The organism is Halosolutus amylolyticus (assembly GCF_023566055.1).
Taxonomy (GTDB): domain Archaea; phylum Halobacteriota; class Halobacteria; order Halobacteriales; family Natrialbaceae; genus Halosolutus; species Halosolutus amylolyticus.
The window spans coordinates 535,077-551,453 of the sequence record NZ_JALIQP010000002.1 but is presented as its reverse complement, the minus strand read 5'-3'; the positions used below and the strand labels follow the sequence as shown (position 1 = coordinate 551,453).

Genomic DNA, 16,377 nt, shown 5'->3' with positions numbered 1-16,377 from the left:
CCGGCGGCCGAGTGGGGTCAGCGCGAGTCGTCCGCGTAGCGCGCTCGAACCTCGTCCCGCGTCGCCGCGTCGAGGACCCGATCGGCGAGCGCTGCCGCGGCGCTCGCGTCGAGGTCCCGTACCCGGCGCTTGACCGCCGGAACGGCGATCGGACTCGCACTGAGTTCGTCGAGGCCGAGGCCGACGAGGAGTTCGGTCACCGCCGGGTCGCCGGCAAGTTCACCGCACATCCCGACCCACGCGTCCCCCTCGTGGCCCGCCCGGACCGTTCGAGCGATCGCCCGTAGCACCGGCGGCGAGAGCGGGTCCTGCAGGTCCGCGACCCGCTCGTTCTCCCGATCGGCGGCCATCACGTACTGGGTGAGGTCGTTCGTACCGAGACTCAGGAAGTCCAGGCGGGCCGCCAGTTCGTCGGCGACGAACGCCGCAGCGGGCGTCTCGATCATCACGCCGAGTTCCGGAACGGCGTTGTCGACGCCCGCCGCGGTCAGGTCCGCCGCGATCGCGTGGAGTCGCTCTCGCGCCGCGTCGAGTTCCTCGACCGTCGCGATCATCGGGAACATGACCGCGAGGTCGTCCCCGCTCGGCGTCGCGGCCGCCCGCAGGAGCGCTCGCAGTTGCGTCTCGAAGAGGTCCGACTGGTCCGCCAGCGAGAGGCGGATGCCCCGCGAACCGAGGAACGGGTTCCGCTCGGTCCCGTCCTGCCGGTAGGGCAGCGGCTTGTCCCCGCCGACGTCGAGCGTCCGGACGATCACGCGACCGGAGACGGTCTCGAGGGCGTCTCGGTACGTCCGAAACTGCTCGTCCTCGCCGGGCGGTTCGTCGCGATCGAAGAAGAGAAACTCCGTCCGGAACAGGCCGATCCCGTCGGCCCCCATCGCGGCCGCCCGCTCGACGTCCTCGCGTCCGGCGACGTTCGCGGCCACCTCGATCGATCGGCCGTCGCTCGTCGACACCGGTTCCGGGATCGGGTCGACGGATCGATCGGCGGCGGCCCGCGCACGCGTTTCGTCGTCCGGATCCGGGACGACGACCCCGCGGTCGCCGTCGACGACGACCGGCGCCCCGTCCGAGACCGTCCGCAGTACGTCGCCGACGCCGACGACGGCGGGAATGCCGAGTGCCCGCGTGATGATCGCCGCGTGGGAGGTCTCGCTCCCGGTACTCGTCGCGATCCCTGCGATCCGGTCGGGATCGAACGCCGCCGTCTCGCTGGGGGTGAGCCGATCCGCGAGGACCACGGCACCCTCGGGAATCGACGACGCCAGTTCTTCGGCCGCGGCCGTCCCGCCCGTCGCAGCGTCTCCGGTGTCGGCCTCGTCGGCGAGCAGCCGACGGAGTAGCCGATCCCGAACGTCGCGCAGGTCGTCCGCCCGATCCGCCATCGGTCCCTCCAGCCCCTCGAACTGCTCGACGTGCTCGTCGAACGTTTCCCTGACCGCGTGCGTCGCGGGGAGTCCGTCCCCGACCGCCGCCGTGACGCCGTCCGTGATCTGGGGGTCCATCAGGAAGGCCGCGTGCGCGTCGAAGATGTCGCCCTCCTCATCGCCGACCCGGTCCGCGGTCGCGTCCCGTTCCCGCTCGAGCGCTTCGCGAACCGCGTCGCGGGTGCGCTCGAACCGATCGCGTTCGGCGTCTGCGTCGACGTCGTCCGGATCCGGGGGCGGGCCGAGTTCGACGCTCGTCTCGAGCCAGTACGCGGTGCCGAGGCCGACGAACGGCGTGACGCCGGTTCCCGCGAGTTCGCGCTGCTCAGTCATCGTCGTTCGGGTCGGCGTTCGTTTCGTCGGCGTCGTCGACGGGGGTCGTGAGGATTTCTTCGAGGGTATCGACCGCCGTCGCCTCGTCCGGGCCCTCGACCCGTAGCGTTACGTCCTCGCCGTGTCGGATGTTCAGCCCGGTGACTGCGAGCATACTATTCGCCGGCACGAACTCCCCATCCTCGGCGCGTGCAATCGTCACGTCGGCCTCGTACCCGCTCGCCGTCGAGGTGAGCGTTGCGGCCGGTCGGGCGTGTAATCCGTCCGACGGCACCACGGTGACCGTCCGTTCGATCATACGGGTCCTCCTCCCCGGAAGAGGGTGCGTGTGACTCCCATGCAGGACTAGTCGCGGGCACGATCAAAACAGTTGCCCGAATCGATCGCGGCGGTCACTCCTCGATGACGAGGTAGGTCCGCGCGCCGCGGTGTTCGAGCGAGACCCGATCGGTCTCGACGTTCGATCGGACGAAGGAGTCGATTCCGGCCGCGTGCAGGTCGGTGACGTCGATCCGTCGCCGTCGATCGGGTTCGTGGCGGTCGCGGTCGTGCGTCACCAGTTCCTCGTACGTTCCCCGGTCGTCGGTCCCGTCCGTTATCAGTGCCATACCCATCAGTTGGACGGACAGTACGTCAAACCGATCCGTCCGCGGTGAAAGTGAAAGTGCGGGACGGAGCGGCGCTCGCGGCGAGTTCGCGTCTCGCGCCGTCGCCGATCGCGACCGGAGCTAGCCGAGACGCTTCACGTCGACACGGTGCGGGCCGTCGTCCGTTTCGAGCGCGACCGATTCGACGATCGCCTCGCGAGCGCGCTCTTGCCACGCCGCGACCGCCTCGGCGTGCCGTTCGCGGATCCGGTCCGCGTCGTCCGCGTCCTCGAGCGTCTCCTCGAGTCGGGGATACGCCGCGACGACGTCGTCCGCGATGAGATCCGCGGGGGAGAGGTGAACCGCGCCGGTCAGTTCGGTGTCGTCGACGTGGTAGACGTGGATCCGTGCCCGCATTCGGCCGTGAAACGGCGGCGTCACCCGGAGCACGGCCTCGCCGGGGTTCTCCTGGCGGTAGGCGTAGGCGTCGACGGCGTCGTCCGGCGACACGGCGAGCGACCGGATCGCCGATGGATCGTCCTCGGGCATGTATCGATCGTACGGTTCGCGACGGTTTAGCGTCCGGGTTGGCGCCGGGCCGCGTCACGGAGGCCGATTGGGAGCACTCGATTTCGGGTTCGATCCCGATCGAATCGAGATCCTCAGTCGCGCTCCGCGATCGGCGGCCGAAACACGTCGGCCCGGACGTCCGTCGAGACGCCGTAGGTCGCGTCGTCGACCGATGCGGGGAGGATCGGGTCGGCGCCGTCGTAGTGCCCCTCCAGCGACGCCCGGACGGCCTCGCGGACGCAGGCCCGCGTTGCCGCGCCGACCTCGGTAGCGCTCCCCGAGAACGACGCGCCGGGGCCCGACGGATCGTGGCCGACGACGATCGCGTCCGTCGTCGTCCCGGGAAAGCCGGTCTCGGCGAGCAGCGTCGCGGCCTTCGCCTCCGCGGCGACCGCGACCAGGTTGGCGAGCGCGCCGTCGGCCAGCGCCCGGGTCGTGCCGACGACGAGATTGACCGTCCCCCGGGCCCGATCGCCGGCCGATTCGTCGCCGTCCTCGAACCCGGCGGTTCCCGTCGGCTCCATCGGCAGGGCCGCCGGATTCGAGATGCCAGCGGTCGCGTAGGCGGTGACCGGCCCGCAGCGGGCGCCGCGGGCGTCCTCGATCGCGACGCCGGTGAACAGCACCGGGCCGTCGGTCGCCCCGTCGAACCCCGCCCGATCGACCCGATCGGTCGCGTAGGCGTCGAGCGGCGTCTCCGCCCACTCGGCGGGGACCGAGACGTTGTACGCGGCGTCGGCCGTGACGCGACCGCCGTTCGGGCCGGTCGAGAGCCACTCGGTGCTGGGCCGGTGAACGCGGAGCACGCCGTCGGAGCGGCACGCCTCGTAGGCGGGATCGACCGGGTCAGCCATCGCAATCGAGTGCGGCGAGCAGTCGATCGTTCGAGCGCCGATCCTTGATCGCGACGCGCACGTGCGAGTCGAGCGTCCGGAACGTCCGCGCGTCGCGGATCGCGACCCCGTTCGACCGGGCCGATTCGATCACGCCGTCGACGTCCCGATCGCCGACGTCACACAGGAGGTAGGGCGCGTCGGACGGGCGGACGTCGAACCTGGACGCGAGTGCGGTTCGAACTCGCTCGCGCTCGCTCGCGACCCGATCGCGGGTCTCCCTGACGAACGCGCCCTGCCGGAGACAGTGGGCGCCGACCCGCGCCGCAGGCGTTCCGAGCGACCACGCCCGCCGCGCGGTCTCCAGTGCGTCCCGCCGATCGTCCGTCGCGACGGCGAACCCGGCCCGCAGTCCGGGGAGGCCGAACAGTTTCGTGAGCGATCGGGCGACGACGACGCCCGCCGCGTCGAGTCGGGCCGCCGACGGCAGGTCGGTGAAGCCGAGGAACGCCTCGTCGACCAGCAGCGTCGTTCCCGCCGCCGCGCAGCGATCGGCGAACGCCGCCAGCGCGTCGGGATCGGCGGCTTCGCCGGTCGGGTTGTTCGGCGTGCAGACGACCGCCAGCGCGCAGCCGTCGAGGACGTCGCGCTCGATGGCGAGCAGGTCCTCGTGGTGGACGAACTGCGGCGTCGCGCCCTGCAGGCGGATTTCGCGGGCGTACTCGCCGAAGCTGGGATAGGGAACCAGCGCCCGATCGCCGGGCGAGAGCGCGCTCTCCATGGCCAGCCTGATCGCGGCCAGTCCGCCGGGGGTCGGGATCACCCGATCGGACTCACAGCCGACGAACGCGCCCGCGGCGGTCCGAAACTCGACGTAGTCGTCGTCGGGATACCGGCGCGACTCCTCGAGTGCCGCCTCGTAGACGCTCTCCACGCCCTCGGGCGTCGCGGGGTTCGTGTTGGCCGAGAAGTCGAGCAGGTCCCGATCGGACTCCCCACCGTGGGGGACCCGCTCTCCCGAGCGCATCGCGTCAGGATCCACGATCGTCCTCCGCGGCAGCCTCAGCTGGGTCGCCAGTCGTCGCCGCAGACTCTTCTGCCGGCCCGTCCGCCTCGATCCCGAGTCGCGCACAGACGGTCTCGAGTCGATCTCGAACGGCCGCCATCCGTCCGTCGGGGACGAGCGAGAGCGCGCCGCCCATCGCGACGCCCTCCTTGGCCTCGCCGGCGCAGTACCGGGCCATCGCGACGTGGTCGCGCTCGTCGAAGCCGGGATCGGTCACGACGAGGTCGCAGTCGAGCCGATCGCAGGCCGCCTCGAGCCGATCGCCCTGTTCGGCCGCGACGAACGAGGTCGTCGCGATCGACAGCGGGGCGTCGATCCCGCCGTGGCGCAACAGGGCGGCGACGGCGACCATCTGCGTCCCGCCGGCCAGCGTCACCTCGGTGCCCGACTCCAGCGCGCCGGCCGCGATGCCCATCACGGTCGGCTGGACGGGATCGCCGACCGCCTCGATCGCGGCGAGCGGGTCGCCGTCGCACGCGCCCGCATCGAGACCGCTCGCCGCGAGTCCCTCGTCGACGACGCGACGCTTGCGCTCGATCGGGTTCTCCGGGAGCGACGACGAGACGCCGGCGGGTTCGCCGAGGGCGGTGAGCACCCCGAGCGCGGTCGTCGTCCCGCCGGGGACGGTCTCGCCGATCAGGAGTTCCTCGTCCGGGAGTTCCGAGCCGTAGCCGTGGGCACGATCGAATATCGCGGCCGCGTCGGGGACGGCAGTCTCCTCGCGAACGTCGGCTCCCGGGCTGACGTCGAGGTCCACCGTCGGCGCGGCGGTCGATCTGGTGAGACCCGCGTCGACGACCGTTACGTCGAAACCGACTTCCTCGCGGACGGCCCGGGTCACGGCGGCGGGCGTCGGACACCCGTTCGGACTCACCGGGGTGACGGGCGCGGCGGTCGGCTTCCCGTACGCGAGGATCTCGACGTCGGCCGAGGGCGTGTGTTCCATCAGCTCCGGGGCCGCCCCGGCCGCGCTGATCCCGTCGATCAGCGCCGTCTCGGTCGTTCCGGCGGGGAGGATCACGCGCACGGGTCGTCCCTCCCGGCCAGGCGATCGGCCGCGACGTCTGCGTCTGCACGGCGGTTCACGTTCACTGCGAGTCGTGGATCGTAGGAGACGTCCGTCATGGTTCTGTGGGTGGTGCCGACGACGTTGACCCCCGTCGGCGCGAGGTGTGGGTTCGGTTCGAGACGCGAGTCGATACTCGCGCCGAGCCGTCGCTTCAGGGCGACGGGGACGGCCACAGTCAGCGACGGCGCGCCGGCCCCCGCCGCGGCCCCGTCGTAGCGATCGAGGACGCGATCGATCGCCGGACCGGAGAGCAGCGGCAGATCGGCCGCGACCGTGAGAATCGGCGGCTCGACCGCGGGCCGGTCGAGCAGGGTCGTCAGGTCGGCGACGTAGCCGTCCCCGGCCGTCTCGATCGTCCGCACGCCGTCGCGGTCCGCGAGGTGTTCGCGCGTCTCCGGCGCGTTGGGCGAGACGGCCGCGTACGCCGTCTCGACGTCGCTTTCGTCGACCGCCGCCAGCACGCGATCGACCATCGGGCGGCCGGCGATCGGGTGCAACGGCTTCTCGTGCGGGCTCTCGAGGCGGGTTCCGCGCCCGCCACACATCACGACAGCGTCCACGCGATCACCCCCGCGTGCACGCCGGCGACGCGGCCGATTTCGTTCGCCGCGCCGAAGATGTCGCCGCTTATGCCCCCGACGTAGCGAGTCGCCCAGTACCAGGGGAGGGCGATTCCCCCGATCGCACCGCAGAGCGCGACCGCGGCGGCCGCGTGCGGCCACGTGAGCGCGACGGCGGGCAGGGCGACGATCGCGGGCGCGACGAACGACCGCGGCGCGGCCCCCGAGGTGAACTGTCGGCCCATCCCCTCGTAGCTCGCCGCTCCGAAGCAGGCCATCGCCGCCATGCCGAGTTTCGTTCCGACCTCGGCCGCGATCGCGATCGCGACGGCCGCGAGGACGGGAAGCCCGGCGAGGCCGAGTCCTCCGAGCGCGAGTCCGACGACGGTGATCGACACCGCGAGAATCGCCCCGACGCCGGTCGTCGTGTCCTTGAGCACCTCGCGGCGACGAGCCGCGTCGCCGTGGACGACGAGCGCGTCGCCGAGGTCCGCCACGCCGTCCAGGTGGTGGATCCCCGTCACCGTATAGACCGCGAGCAGGTAGCCGAGCGCGACGGTCGGCGCGGAAAGCGCCGCGGCGGCCAGAAGCGGCAGGGCGGCGATCGCGCCCGCCACGTACCCGGCGATCGGGAAGGCCGTCGGCGTCGTCCGGAACGCCTCCCAGTCGCCCTCGCGGTGGGCCGCGGGGAGGCGGGTCAGGAAGCCGATCGCGCCGCGGACGGCGCCGAGCCAGCGGCGGCTCACGGCGTCACCTCCAGCGCCGTCATCACGGCGTATCGGACCAGCGAGAATCTCTCCTGGCCGATCGCGACGGCGGTCGCGAACAGGAGGGTGATGGCGATCGCGACGACCCCCGCCAGACCGACGAGACGAACTGCTCGCTCGCCGTCGGCGACCGTCGGCAGGTCCCGATCGGGCGCGAGGTCGTAGACGCCCGGTTTCGTGAGACGGACGTCGAGTGCGCAGGCGAGCGTCGCCATCGGCCACCCGGAGTTCGGCGACGGTGGGTCGCGGGCCCACTCGCGGGCACGACCCAGCGCCAGCGGATCGGCCGCGGCGACGGCGATCGCCACCGCCGCGAGCCGGGCGGGGAGCCACATTACGACGTCGTCGAGGCGGGCGCTCGCCGTCCCGATCGGCTTCGAGGGGTAGCCGAGCATCGAGTCCAGCGTGTTGACGCCTTTCACCCACGCCGCCGCGGCCGCGGCGGCCGGGAGCGAGAGCGGGGCGAGAACGGTGAACGGTAGCAGCGTCGCGACCAGCCCGTCGGCGAGGTTCTCGCCGGCGCTCTCGATCGCCGCACTCCGGATCTCGGCCGGCGAGAGCGACGCCGCGTCCCGGCCGACGAGGCCGCGAACCTCCTCACGGGCCGTCTCGAGGTCCGTCTCGGTCGCCGCGACGACCGTCTCGGTGAGGTCGAGCAGCGATCGCAGGCTGATCGTCAGGAAGAGGACGACCCCGGCGGCGATCGCGCCCGCAGTCCCGTGCCCGGCCGACGCGACGAGAACGATTCCGGCCGCGGCACCCGCGGGGACGAGCGGCGTGACGAGCGCGATCCCGACGCCGACCAGTCGCTGGCCGCGATCGTCGTCGTGCCAGTCCCGATCGAGGGCGCCGACGAGGCGGCCGAACCACGCCACGGGGTGGGCCGCGGTCGGCGGTTCGCCGATCAGCAGGTCGAGGCTGAACGCCAGGCCGAGTACGGCGAGCGTTACGACGATCACGGGGGCGGTCCCCTCCGATCGGTCCGTCCGGTTCCGCCGCTGGCCCTCGTGCCGCCGGTCTTCATGGTTCGTCCTCCAGCCGTGCCAGGCGATCCGGAATCTCGTCGAGCGAGGCGTCCTCGAGCAACAGTGCCGTCCCGCCGACGGCCTCGATCCCGCCGTCCGTCGCCGGATCGTCGCCGACGTGGACGAGATCGGCGGGGTCGACGTCGAGTTTTGCCGCCGTCAGTTCGAAGATCTCGGGCGCGGGTTTCCGCCAGCCGCAGCCGACGCTCGTCACGACGGCGTCGAAGTCGTCGCGTTCGAAGTCCGACCTGACCAGCGTCCGCCCGACCAGTTCCGGGACGCTACAGTTCGAACAGAGCGCGATCAGGCCCCGTTCGCGCGCGGCCGCGATCGCCTCGCGCGCACCCGATCTCGTCTCGACGGCGGGATCGAACGCGGCGACGACGGCCCGCCTTGCCGCGTTGTGGTCGTAGTCGACGTCGCGGCTCGCGAGCGCGCGCGAGACGTGCGCCGGAAGCGGTACCTCCGCTCCTTCGGGCGCGTCGACGTGTGGCTCGGCGTACGCGTCGGCCCAGTCGTCGGGGACTGTCACGTCCCGGTTCGCGAGTTCGGTCGCGATCGCGGCGGCTGGATCGGCCGGCCGATCGACGGTCACGAGGGTTCCGAAGAGGTCGAACGAGACGCCCACGTTCGTGTGACTAGCACAAATTGACTTTAGCTTCGCGGTCCGATCGCGCCCCGCGAACGTTTGGACGGGTTTGTGAATATCCCTTTCCCGGGCTGGATCCGACCACCGAGTATGATGCGGCCACAGGCACCGTTCGTGTCCCGGCTCTCCGGCGCCGTCAGACGAACCGTCCGGCGCTGTCGAACCGCCACCGGATCGGAGGCGGACGTCTCCACCGATCGGGCAGGGACCGATCGCGGTGGAACGGCGGTCGACACTGCGGCGCGGGTCGAGTCGACGGATCGATCGCTACCGGTAGCGCAGTCTGCACCGGAGTCGGAGCCGTCCAGACGGTACCTCGACCCGGGGCGGGGGCCGACCAGCCGGAGCGAGATCCTCGACCACGGGATTTCGCCCGAGGCGTACGTCCGGGCCGTCCTGGAGAAACACGACGGGCGGCTGAAACAGCGCCGGTTTGCCGACGAGTACGGCTGGTCGGCCTCGACCGTGAGCCGACTGCTCTCCGACCTCGAAGCACGCGGCGCGATCGAACGGTACCAGCTCGGTCGCGAGAAGATCGTCTGTCTGCCGAGCGAGGTACCGGCTCCGCTGGAAAAGGGGCCGTGAATCGAGCGCCGGCCGATCAGGCGAGTCGGGCGAACGCGAGGTTCCCGGAGATGTTCTTGATGTAGATTTCCACCACGTCGCCTTCCTCGGCGCCGGGGACGAAGATGGTGTACTCGCCCTTCTCGGCGACGCCGTCGCCCTTGCGGCCGGTGCCGGTGATCTCGACCGTGTACGTCTTGCCTTCCTCGACGGCCTCCTGCTGTTGCTGTTGCTGGCTGCTGGTCGAGCGCTTGGTGACCGGCCGGAACGCACCGCAGGCGTCACAGCGAAGCATCGGCGTGCGGTCCTCGCGGACGAGGCGGGTGTCCGGCAGGCCACACTCCGAACAGAGGACGTACTCGTCGACGTAGGCGTCGATCGCCGCGTCGAAGTCCTTCTCGGAGAACGACCCGTTGTACCGGGCGCGGCCGTCCTCGAGTTTGCCGCTGGTCCCGAGTTCGCGCTGGATGAACCGGTGGAGGTGTTCGTCCTCCCGGGAGAGGGTGTCGGCGACGTCGCCGAGGTTCGTAAACCGCGTGAAGGCACCGTCTTTCTGTGCCTGCGGATCGGGGATCTGCAATCGCTCCTGGTCGCCCCCGATGTCGGGGACTTCGTCCATCGCTCGGTCGAGACTCGATTCGTAATCCATACACGGACGCAGTGCCCCGCGACGTAAATCCGTTCTGCTATCGTCGCTCCCTCGTCGGGTACGGGCTGCGCACGGAGCGCAACGCGCGGTTCGGATCGAAACCCGGCCCCGAGTCCACGGCCGATCGCCGGGGTGGACCCGGCCTAGAACTGGTCGTTTCCGCTGTCGGCCATCGATCCCTGTTTCTCCTCGTCCAGCCGTTCCAGGTCGCGTTCGGGGTTCGCCTCGTCGCGAGTGCCCGCTTCGCCGGTGATCTCGCCGTAGACGGCCTCCCGGACCTCTTCGGCCGACTCGAACTGCTCGTCCGTCAGCCGATCGAAGACGCTCCCCAGCGACTCCGTCTCGTTCGGCATGTCGATCGGCTCGTTGCCGTACTCCGTGGCGAGTTCCTCGCCCCTGACCGGGTACTCCACGTCGCCGAGGTGTCGCTCCACGTCGTCGAGGATCGACTCCGTGGTGTCGGCCCGCCGGGACTTGCGCTGTTCGGCCCGATCCTGTGCGCGATCACGGCTCGGGGTGTCGTCACTCATACCCGGTGCTATCACGAGCGCGTGCAAAAGCGGCCGGCCGGCGAACGCGTGTGGACCGGTCGCGACGAACTAGCGTATCACTCGTAGGCCGTCGCAACGTACGGCGACGCCGCGCTGCGGGCGAGCGCACCGTAGTCCAGTTCGAACGTGAGGCTGTCGCCCGGTCGAATCGATTCCCGAACTGCGGTGACGTCGAGGACCGCGTGATCACTGCTCGCTCCGAGGACGTCGACGCCCTCCCGAACCGGCGCCAGTCCCTCGACGGGGACGTCCACGCGCCCCATCGCGACGATCGCACGGTCCCGGACGCCCCGATCCTCGACCGTCGGCGACTCCCCGAAGGCGTCGCGACCTGTCGGCCCCGTCGGTGCGGACGGTTTGGCCTTGCACTCGATCACGTCCGCGGACAGGACGACGGCGTCGGTCTCGAACCCTGGCAGTGGCTCGCCGGTGGTCGGATCCGTCCCCAGCAGGATCGCCTCGCCGATCCGGAGCTGCGTCACCCGCTCCGGGAGGTCGCCGTCGAAACACAGCCCCAGGGTGTTGGAACTCCCCGCGGAGCAGATCGGGACCTGCCGACTGATCGACTCCTCGGCCCGCTCGAGGCAGTTGACGAACCGCGATACCGACTCCGCGGTCGGAACGACGCCGTTGAGCGATCCGGTGTGGGCGGCCACCCCCGCGACCTCGATTCCGTCGATCCCCGCGGCGATCGAAAGCGTCGACGCGAGGTCGTCGAGCAGGACTCCCTCGCGTCGGTCACCGACGTCGACCGCGAGCACGATCCGGTGATCGACGCCCCGTCGCGACGCGGCGGCCGCGGTCGCTCGCAGCACCGACGGCTCGGACTGGAACGAGACCTCCGCATTACGGACGACGGCGTCGATCTCGTGACGCATCGGCGGCCTGAGCAGGTAGCGGTCGCAGTCGACCCGATCGCCGAGCCGTCGCAGGTTGGCCAGCCGCGAATCCGCGATCGCGGTCGCGCCGCCGTCGACCATCGCCCTGGCGACCCGGGGATCGCCCCCGACGCCCTTCGTGACGCCGACGAGATCGCCGTCGAACCGATCGGCGACCCGGCGCGAGTTCCGCTCGACGATCGCGGGTCGAATCGTCAGGACCGGGGCGTGATCCTGCCGATCCCGACTGGGATCGTCGGTCACGGCTCACCCCGCGAACGCGGTCGTCGCGTCGACGAGAATGCGAGCCACGTCGACCACCTCGTCGGTGTAGACGAACTCGCCCGCGCCGTGGATGTTCTCGCCGTCGGGGCCGACGATCACCGTCGGGAGCCCCGCGCGGTGACCGAAGTAGTTGAAGTCGCCGACGCTCGAGAAGTAGCCGATCGCGGGCGCCTGGCCGGTGACCGACTCGGCGGACGCCGTGAGGGACCTGACCAGCGGATGGTCCTCGTCGGTGACGTAGGGGCCGTAGCGGACGTCGGGCGCGGGTGCCTCGCGGAACCCGATCTCGACGTCCGAGTCGAGGTCGAGGTCGGCGACGACGCGCTCGGCGTCGGCCAGCACCGACTCAGCGTCCTCGCCGATCACGACGTGGCGATCGACCAGCAGGCGACACGCCTCGGGGACCGAGAGCGTCTCCCCGCCGCCCTCGATCGACAGCGGACAGACCGATCCGTCGCCGAGCTTGGGGTGTGTGCCGACGTCCATCTCCGCGAGCGCACCGGCCAGCGTGCCGGCGTCGACCACCGCGTTCCGCCCCTTCTCGGGCTGTGAGCCGTGGGCCGCGTGCCCGCGGACGGTGACGTCGTAGAGGAATCGCCCGCGCGCGCCGAGCAACAGCGCCGGGTTCTCCAGTTCGGACTGGGCGAGGATCGGCCCCGGCTCCGTGACGATCGCTGCGTCACACTCGTCGGTGATGCCGTCCCTGATGAGCTGGTTCGCGCCCAGCCCGTACGGGCCTTCCTCGTCGACCACGGCGGAGAGGATCACGTCGCCCCGGAGGTCGGCGTCCGCGAGCGCCCGGAACGCGACGAGCACCGCCGCGAGCCCGCCTTTCATGTCGCAGGCGCCCTGCCCGTAGCACTTCCCGTCCTCCACCCGCCCGGAGAGGGGATCCTCGTCCCACTCCTCGACCAACTGGACCGTGTCGACGTGGGCGTTCAGCAGTAGCGTCGGCGCGTCGGGGTCGCTGCCCTCGAGCCGGGCGAGGACGTTGTCACCCTCGTAGCCGGTGATGTCGGGTTCTCTCACCGGCTGGTACTCCGGGTCGAGCCCCGCGTCGTCGAGCCACTCGTAGACGAACTCGACGATCGCCTCCTCCTCGAAGTACGGGCTCCGTATCCTGACCAGGTCCTGTAGCAGTTCGATCGTCTCGTCGTACTCGATCGCGTCCGCGTCCGTGTGCGTTTGTTCGCTCATAATGGAGTGTAGAATCGGTCGCGTCAGTCGTCCGCGGGCGTCCCGTCGTCGGACACCGTCGGTTCGTCGACGATCGCGGGGCTGTACTCCTCCGTCGGGACGCCGGGAAGCGTGTCGAGGATCGCGTCGACGTCCGTGTCGGACTGCTTGCCCAGGTACCAGTAGACGGCGAAGACGGCGAGGCCGATCGCGAGCCACGGGACGTAGATCGTCATCGATCCCTGGTAGGCCTGTGACAGCAGGAGGACGCAGCCGCCGAGTCCGAGCAGGCCCGGAACGAAGATCCACCGGCCGGGATCGAAGGCGGCTTCCTCGCGCAGGGCCGGCCGCTCGAGGTAGGCGTACATCGCGGTGAACGACGTCGCCCCGTAGGCGATCAGGTAGCTGAACGTCGCGATCGCGATAACCTGGTCCAGTCCGGCGGTCCAGAAGGTCAGTCCGACCGAGACCGCAAACAGCGTCAACAGCGACCAGTGAGGGGTTCGCCAGCGCTCGTTGACTTCCGAGAACCGGGTCGAGAAGACCTCGTCCCAGGCCCAGCAGTAGGGGAGTTTGATCCCCGCGGCCATCACGGCGTGGACGCTGGAGGCGGTCGCCAGCAGCCCGCCGAACCCGACGATCGCGGTCGCGTTCAGCGAGAGGAACGTCTCGGCGGCGGTCGAGAGCGGCCGGTCCGAATTGGCGAGGACGGTGTAGTCCCCGACGACGCCGTAGATGACCGCGGCGGTCCACATGTACAGCACGATCAGGATGAGCGTCCCGCCGGCCATCGCGAGCGGCAGGTTCCGCGAGGGGTTCTTGACCTCGGCTCCGATCTCGCCCGCGACCGCGATCCCGATGTAGGCGTAGAACAGCGGGACGGCGGCGGCGAGCGCGCCGTCGAATCCGCCCGTGAAGAACGGCGTGTAGTTGCCGGCCTCGACGGTGAACGTCCCGGGGACGACCAGGACCAGTATCGAGACCATCAGCAGGAGGAAGATCGCGTTCTGCGAGATACTGTACCGGCGGGCTCCGAGCATGTTCACGAGGAACAGGACGGTTATCAGGCCGATCCCGGCCAGGCGCGGGTCGACGGCGGGGTAGAACACTTGCAGGTAGCTGCCGAATCCGAGTGCGAGTACGGACACGGCCGCCATATACCCTAACCACAGCGACCACGTCGCGACGAACCCCGCGAGGCGGTTACGGAACACCCTAGTGACGTACGAGTACGTCGACCCGGCCGCGGGGAAGATCGTCGCGAGCCAGCTGTAGTTGATCGCGATCGCCATCGCGATCACTCCCGACAGCGCGATGATCAGGATGACGCTCGGTCCGGTCGTCGAACTGGCCGTCCCGAGCGTGACGAACAATCCGGCCCCGAGCGTCCCCGCGACGACGGTGGCGATCGCGCCGAGCGGGCCGATGTCGCGAGCGAGGCTCCGATCCGATTCGGTGGCATCTGTTACCATGGCAGTTGATGCCACGAGTCGATCGGCGGTGAACACCCACCCTAGGTACACAGGGTCCGGGGCTGGAGAGCGCCCTCGACGGTCACCGCGTCTCGGGGTCGAGGAGTTTCGCTTCGGCCTTCCGAAGGTGTTCGAGCAGGGTCGCCTCCGAAATGTCGAGTTCCGCTGCGAGATCGGCCGCCGACACCTCGCGCGGCCAGCTGTAGTACTGCCTGGTGCGGGCGAGTTCGAACACCTCGCGCTGTCGCTCCGAGAGACAGTCGGTCCGGAACACGCCGTTCGTCAGCCCGCTGTGGAGCGATCGCATCGATTCGATCCTGACGCTGGCCGACTTCTCCTCGCGGATCTCGTCGAGCCGATCGGCGATCGTCTCCCGGTCCTCGTGGGTGACGACCGTCCAGTACTCGCGGCCGTCGGTCATTCGGACGGGTTCGTCGGGGATGAACCCCCGCGAGACGAGCGCGTCGTTGATGCTGTTGGTGAGTTCGTACTGCACGACGAGTCCAGTGGTGACGTTCTCGGGATCGGGCGTACCGACGTCGGTTGCGTAGTGCTGGTCGGCCTCCCAGACGTCGTCGATCAACGGCGATGCCTCGACGGCGTCGACGAGTACCTCCAGGTCCTCGACCGATCGGCCGTAGGCGGTGAACCGGCCGGTCGCCTTGCCGTCGATTGCGTACACGCCGTGTCCGAGCAACCCGCCCGGCGTGTCCGCGGTGACCTCCAGTGTCCAGCAGTCCGGGTGCCAGATGTCGAGTTGGAGACGCGATCCCTCGACCTGTTCGTCGATGCTCGGGAAGCGAGTCACGGTATGTGTTACCGGACGCCGGGCGGCGATAAATAAGCATCCGTCCGACGATCGTGAGACGAACCCGGTCGTGACGGCTATTCGACTGAAATCGCGTTCGACTCGAGGTCGCGCGGATATCGTAGTCACTGAAACTGTTTGCACACCGATCGTACGGTCTTCGTGCGATCGGGTAGCACTGATCATCAGTGGCTACCAGAGAAATGCGCGGAGTTCTTCCAGCGTCTGCTCTGGTGCTTCTTCCGGCACGAAGTGGTCACCTCTACAAATCATCTATCGGTCCGTCGAGCGGAACGACGGCGAAACGCCACTCGGATCTACGGCGTCCGGTTTTACCAACCACGCGAAGAGTCCTCGACGGGAGCTATCAGTTCTCCGAACCGGGGCCAGTCGAGTGACAAGGACGTGGACATCGATGTTCTGGCGACCAGTCGGCGTGCTCGACCGTCGCTCGCCTTCCGCGTCGCCGCGATCACCGCAACGCTCGCTCTCGCCGGATTCGACGGGCCGGGTCATCGCAACTCTCCGTCCTCGTGGCCAGAAAGGGTGTCTACCGGAGTATCAGTGTTCGACTATCTGGCTTCTGATCCAACAGAATTTGGAGCCACTGTGATTACGATACGCCGCCCTGGAACAGTTGCGATGTCAACCTCAAGCGGACAGAAGAAACTCGCTGCGAGGTGTGAAAACTGCCAGTCCATCTTCGCTTCCGAGATGGGGAAGGATGGGACCATCCGTCCCATCGGCACAAAGCAGGGATGCCGCTGTGGCAGCGAAGACTTCCGGCCGTTAGGGTTCCCAGCACCGTCTGCACAGTGAGCGTTGCGCTCGCCGCCGACTCGTCCCAATCTCCACAGGCGGAGCAGGCGAGTGCCTCGGGGCTTGACCCCGAGGGGTTCACGGCGCGCCGAGCCTGCTCGCCCGTCGCTTGCGCTACTATCGCCGTCCGAGTCTCGACGTCGTACAGCCGACCTGTCGGCACGAACCGCCGGTCACGCGTTCGCCTCCGTGATGTCCCGCCGGGTGATGCAGATGTCACACTTCGGTCCCGAACGGACACCCAACTATAGAATGGCTCTCTCTGAATCGTGCCGGGACTTCCTTTTCG

The 16,377-nt window shown here is 69.7% G+C and carries 18 protein-coding genes; 1 reads left to right on the top strand and 17 read right to left on the bottom strand.

Going from position 1 to position 16,377, the window contains the following annotated elements:
* Positions 1-17: 17 nt before the first annotated feature.
* From ptsP to MUN73_RS09065, 11 genes are all read right to left on the bottom strand, one after another.
* Entirely contained in the window at positions 18-1,760 is a 1,743-nt protein-coding gene (ptsP, locus tag MUN73_RS09115) for a phosphoenolpyruvate--protein phosphotransferase (RefSeq protein WP_250140149.1), read from the bottom strand.
* Complete coding sequence (locus tag MUN73_RS09110) at positions 1,753-2,055, bottom strand: HPr family phosphocarrier protein (RefSeq protein ID WP_250140818.1); 303 nt, start codon at positions 2,053-2,055, stop codon at positions 1,753-1,755. The genes ptsP and MUN73_RS09110 overlap by 8 nt, the downstream gene beginning before the upstream one ends.
* A gap of 97 nt (positions 2,056-2,152) precedes the next feature.
* A complete protein-coding gene (locus tag MUN73_RS09105; RefSeq protein WP_250140148.1) occupies positions 2,153-2,368 on the bottom strand; it encodes a hypothetical protein in 216 nt (71 codons plus the stop codon).
* Positions 2,369-2,488: 120 nt separating this feature from the next.
* On the bottom strand, positions 2,489-2,896 hold the full coding sequence (locus tag MUN73_RS09100; RefSeq protein ID WP_250140147.1) for a DUF8009 family protein: 408 nt from the start codon (positions 2,894-2,896) through the stop codon (positions 2,489-2,491).
* Positions 2,897-3,009: 113 nt separating this feature from the next.
* Positions 3,010-3,771, bottom strand: a complete 762-nt coding sequence (locus MUN73_RS09095; RefSeq protein WP_250140146.1) for an adenosylcobinamide amidohydrolase — start codon at positions 3,769-3,771, stop codon at positions 3,010-3,012.
* Positions 3,764-4,792 carry an aminotransferase class I/II-fold pyridoxal phosphate-dependent enzyme gene (locus MUN73_RS09090; protein ID WP_250140145.1) on the bottom strand — a complete coding sequence of 343 codons (1,029 nt, stop codon included), beginning with the start codon at positions 4,790-4,792 and terminating at the stop codon, positions 3,764-3,766. Before MUN73_RS09090 ends, MUN73_RS09095 begins: the two co-directional genes overlap by 8 nt.
* Positions 4,782-5,843: a nicotinate mononucleotide-dependent phosphoribosyltransferase CobT gene (gene cobT, locus MUN73_RS09085; RefSeq protein WP_250140144.1), complete on the bottom strand. Its 1,062-nt coding sequence runs from the start codon at positions 5,841-5,843 to the stop codon at positions 4,782-4,784. The genes MUN73_RS09090 and cobT overlap by 11 nt, the downstream gene beginning before the upstream one ends.
* A complete protein-coding gene (locus MUN73_RS09080; protein WP_250140817.1) occupies positions 5,834-6,430 on the bottom strand; it encodes an NTP transferase domain-containing protein in 597 nt (198 codons plus the stop codon). Before MUN73_RS09080 ends, cobT begins: the two co-directional genes overlap by 10 nt.
* Positions 6,430-7,191 carry an adenosylcobinamide-GDP ribazoletransferase gene (gene cobS / locus MUN73_RS09075; protein ID WP_250140143.1) on the bottom strand — a complete coding sequence of 254 codons (762 nt, stop codon included), beginning with the start codon at positions 7,189-7,191 and terminating at the stop codon, positions 6,430-6,432. Before cobS ends, MUN73_RS09080 begins: the two co-directional genes overlap by 1 nt.
* Complete coding sequence (gene cbiB / locus MUN73_RS09070; RefSeq protein WP_250140142.1) at positions 7,188-8,171, bottom strand: adenosylcobinamide-phosphate synthase CbiB; 984 nt, start codon at positions 8,169-8,171, stop codon at positions 7,188-7,190. Before cbiB ends, cobS begins: the two co-directional genes overlap by 4 nt.
* A 61-nt stretch (positions 8,172-8,232) precedes the next feature.
* On the bottom strand, positions 8,233-8,865 hold the full coding sequence (locus MUN73_RS09065; RefSeq protein WP_250140141.1) for an HAD family hydrolase: 633 nt from the start codon (positions 8,863-8,865) through the stop codon (positions 8,233-8,235).
* 111 nt (positions 8,866-8,976) lie between these two features.
* On the opposite strand from MUN73_RS09065, the gene MUN73_RS09060 reads away from it, so the two are divergent.
* Positions 8,977-9,471, top strand: coding sequence for a helix-turn-helix transcriptional regulator (locus MUN73_RS09060; RefSeq protein ID WP_250140140.1), 495 nt, complete (start codon positions 8,977-8,979; stop codon positions 9,469-9,471).
* Positions 9,472-9,487: 16 nt separating this feature from the next.
* Here the strand turns inward: MUN73_RS09060 and MUN73_RS09055 are convergent, their stop codons facing one another.
* The 6 genes from MUN73_RS09055 to MUN73_RS22695 all read right to left on the bottom strand — a co-directional run bounded on the left by MUN73_RS09055 (position 9,488) and on the right by MUN73_RS22695 (position 15,269).
* The gene (locus MUN73_RS09055) at positions 9,488-10,099 is read right to left on the bottom strand and encodes a translation initiation factor IF-2 subunit beta (RefSeq protein WP_250140139.1); all 612 of its coding nucleotides are present in this window, start codon (positions 10,097-10,099) and stop codon (positions 9,488-9,490) included.
* A gap of 143 nt (positions 10,100-10,242) precedes the next feature.
* Positions 10,243-10,629 carry a DUF5789 family protein gene (locus MUN73_RS09050; protein WP_250140138.1) on the bottom strand — a complete coding sequence of 129 codons (387 nt, stop codon included), beginning with the start codon at positions 10,627-10,629 and terminating at the stop codon, positions 10,243-10,245.
* A gap of 77 nt (positions 10,630-10,706) precedes the next feature.
* Complete coding sequence (locus tag MUN73_RS09045) at positions 10,707-11,792, bottom strand: alanine racemase (protein WP_250140137.1); 1,086 nt, start codon at positions 11,790-11,792, stop codon at positions 10,707-10,709.
* Positions 11,793-11,795: 3 nt separating this feature from the next.
* Positions 11,796-13,010, bottom strand: a complete 1,215-nt coding sequence (locus MUN73_RS09040; RefSeq protein ID WP_250140136.1) for a M20 family metallopeptidase — start codon at positions 13,008-13,010, stop codon at positions 11,796-11,798.
* 23 nt (positions 13,011-13,033) lie between these two features.
* Complete coding sequence (locus tag MUN73_RS09035) at positions 13,034-14,461, bottom strand: APC family permease (RefSeq protein ID WP_250140135.1); 1,428 nt, start codon at positions 14,459-14,461, stop codon at positions 13,034-13,036.
* A gap of 82 nt (positions 14,462-14,543) precedes the next feature.
* Entirely contained in the window at positions 14,544-15,269 is a 726-nt protein-coding gene (locus MUN73_RS22695) for a helix-turn-helix domain-containing protein (RefSeq protein ID WP_250140134.1), read from the bottom strand.
* Positions 15,270-16,377 lie beyond the last annotated feature (1,108 nt).

Coding starts and splice junctions, on each gene's coding strand:
- ptsP (WP_250140149.1), bottom strand. CDS start 1,760: ATGACTGAGCAGCGCGAACTCGCGGGAACCGGCGTCACGCCGTTCGTC.
- MUN73_RS09105 (WP_250140148.1), bottom strand. CDS start 2,368: ATGGCACTGATAACGGACGGGACCGACGACCGGGGAACGTACGAGGAA.
- MUN73_RS09100 (WP_250140147.1), bottom strand. CDS start 2,896: ATGCCCGAGGACGATCCATCGGCGATCCGGTCGCTCGCCGTGTCGCCG.
- MUN73_RS09095 (WP_250140146.1), bottom strand. CDS start 3,771: ATGGCTGACCCGGTCGATCCCGCCTACGAGGCGTGCCGCTCCGACGGC.
- MUN73_RS09080 (WP_250140817.1), bottom strand. CDS start 6,430: ATGTGTGGCGGGCGCGGAACCCGCCTCGAGAGCCCGCACGAGAAGCCG.
- MUN73_RS09060 (WP_250140140.1), top strand. CDS start 8,977: ATGATGCGGCCACAGGCACCGTTCGTGTCCCGGCTCTCCGGCGCCGTC.
- MUN73_RS09055 (WP_250140139.1), bottom strand. CDS start 10,099: ATGGATTACGAATCGAGTCTCGACCGAGCGATGGACGAAGTCCCCGAC.
- MUN73_RS09050 (WP_250140138.1), bottom strand. CDS start 10,629: ATGAGTGACGACACCCCGAGCCGTGATCGCGCACAGGATCGGGCCGAA.
- MUN73_RS09040 (WP_250140136.1), bottom strand. CDS start 13,010: ATGAGCGAACAAACGCACACGGACGCGGACGCGATCGAGTACGACGAG.
- MUN73_RS09035 (WP_250140135.1), bottom strand. CDS start 14,461: ATGGTAACAGATGCCACCGAATCGGATCGGAGCCTCGCTCGCGACATC.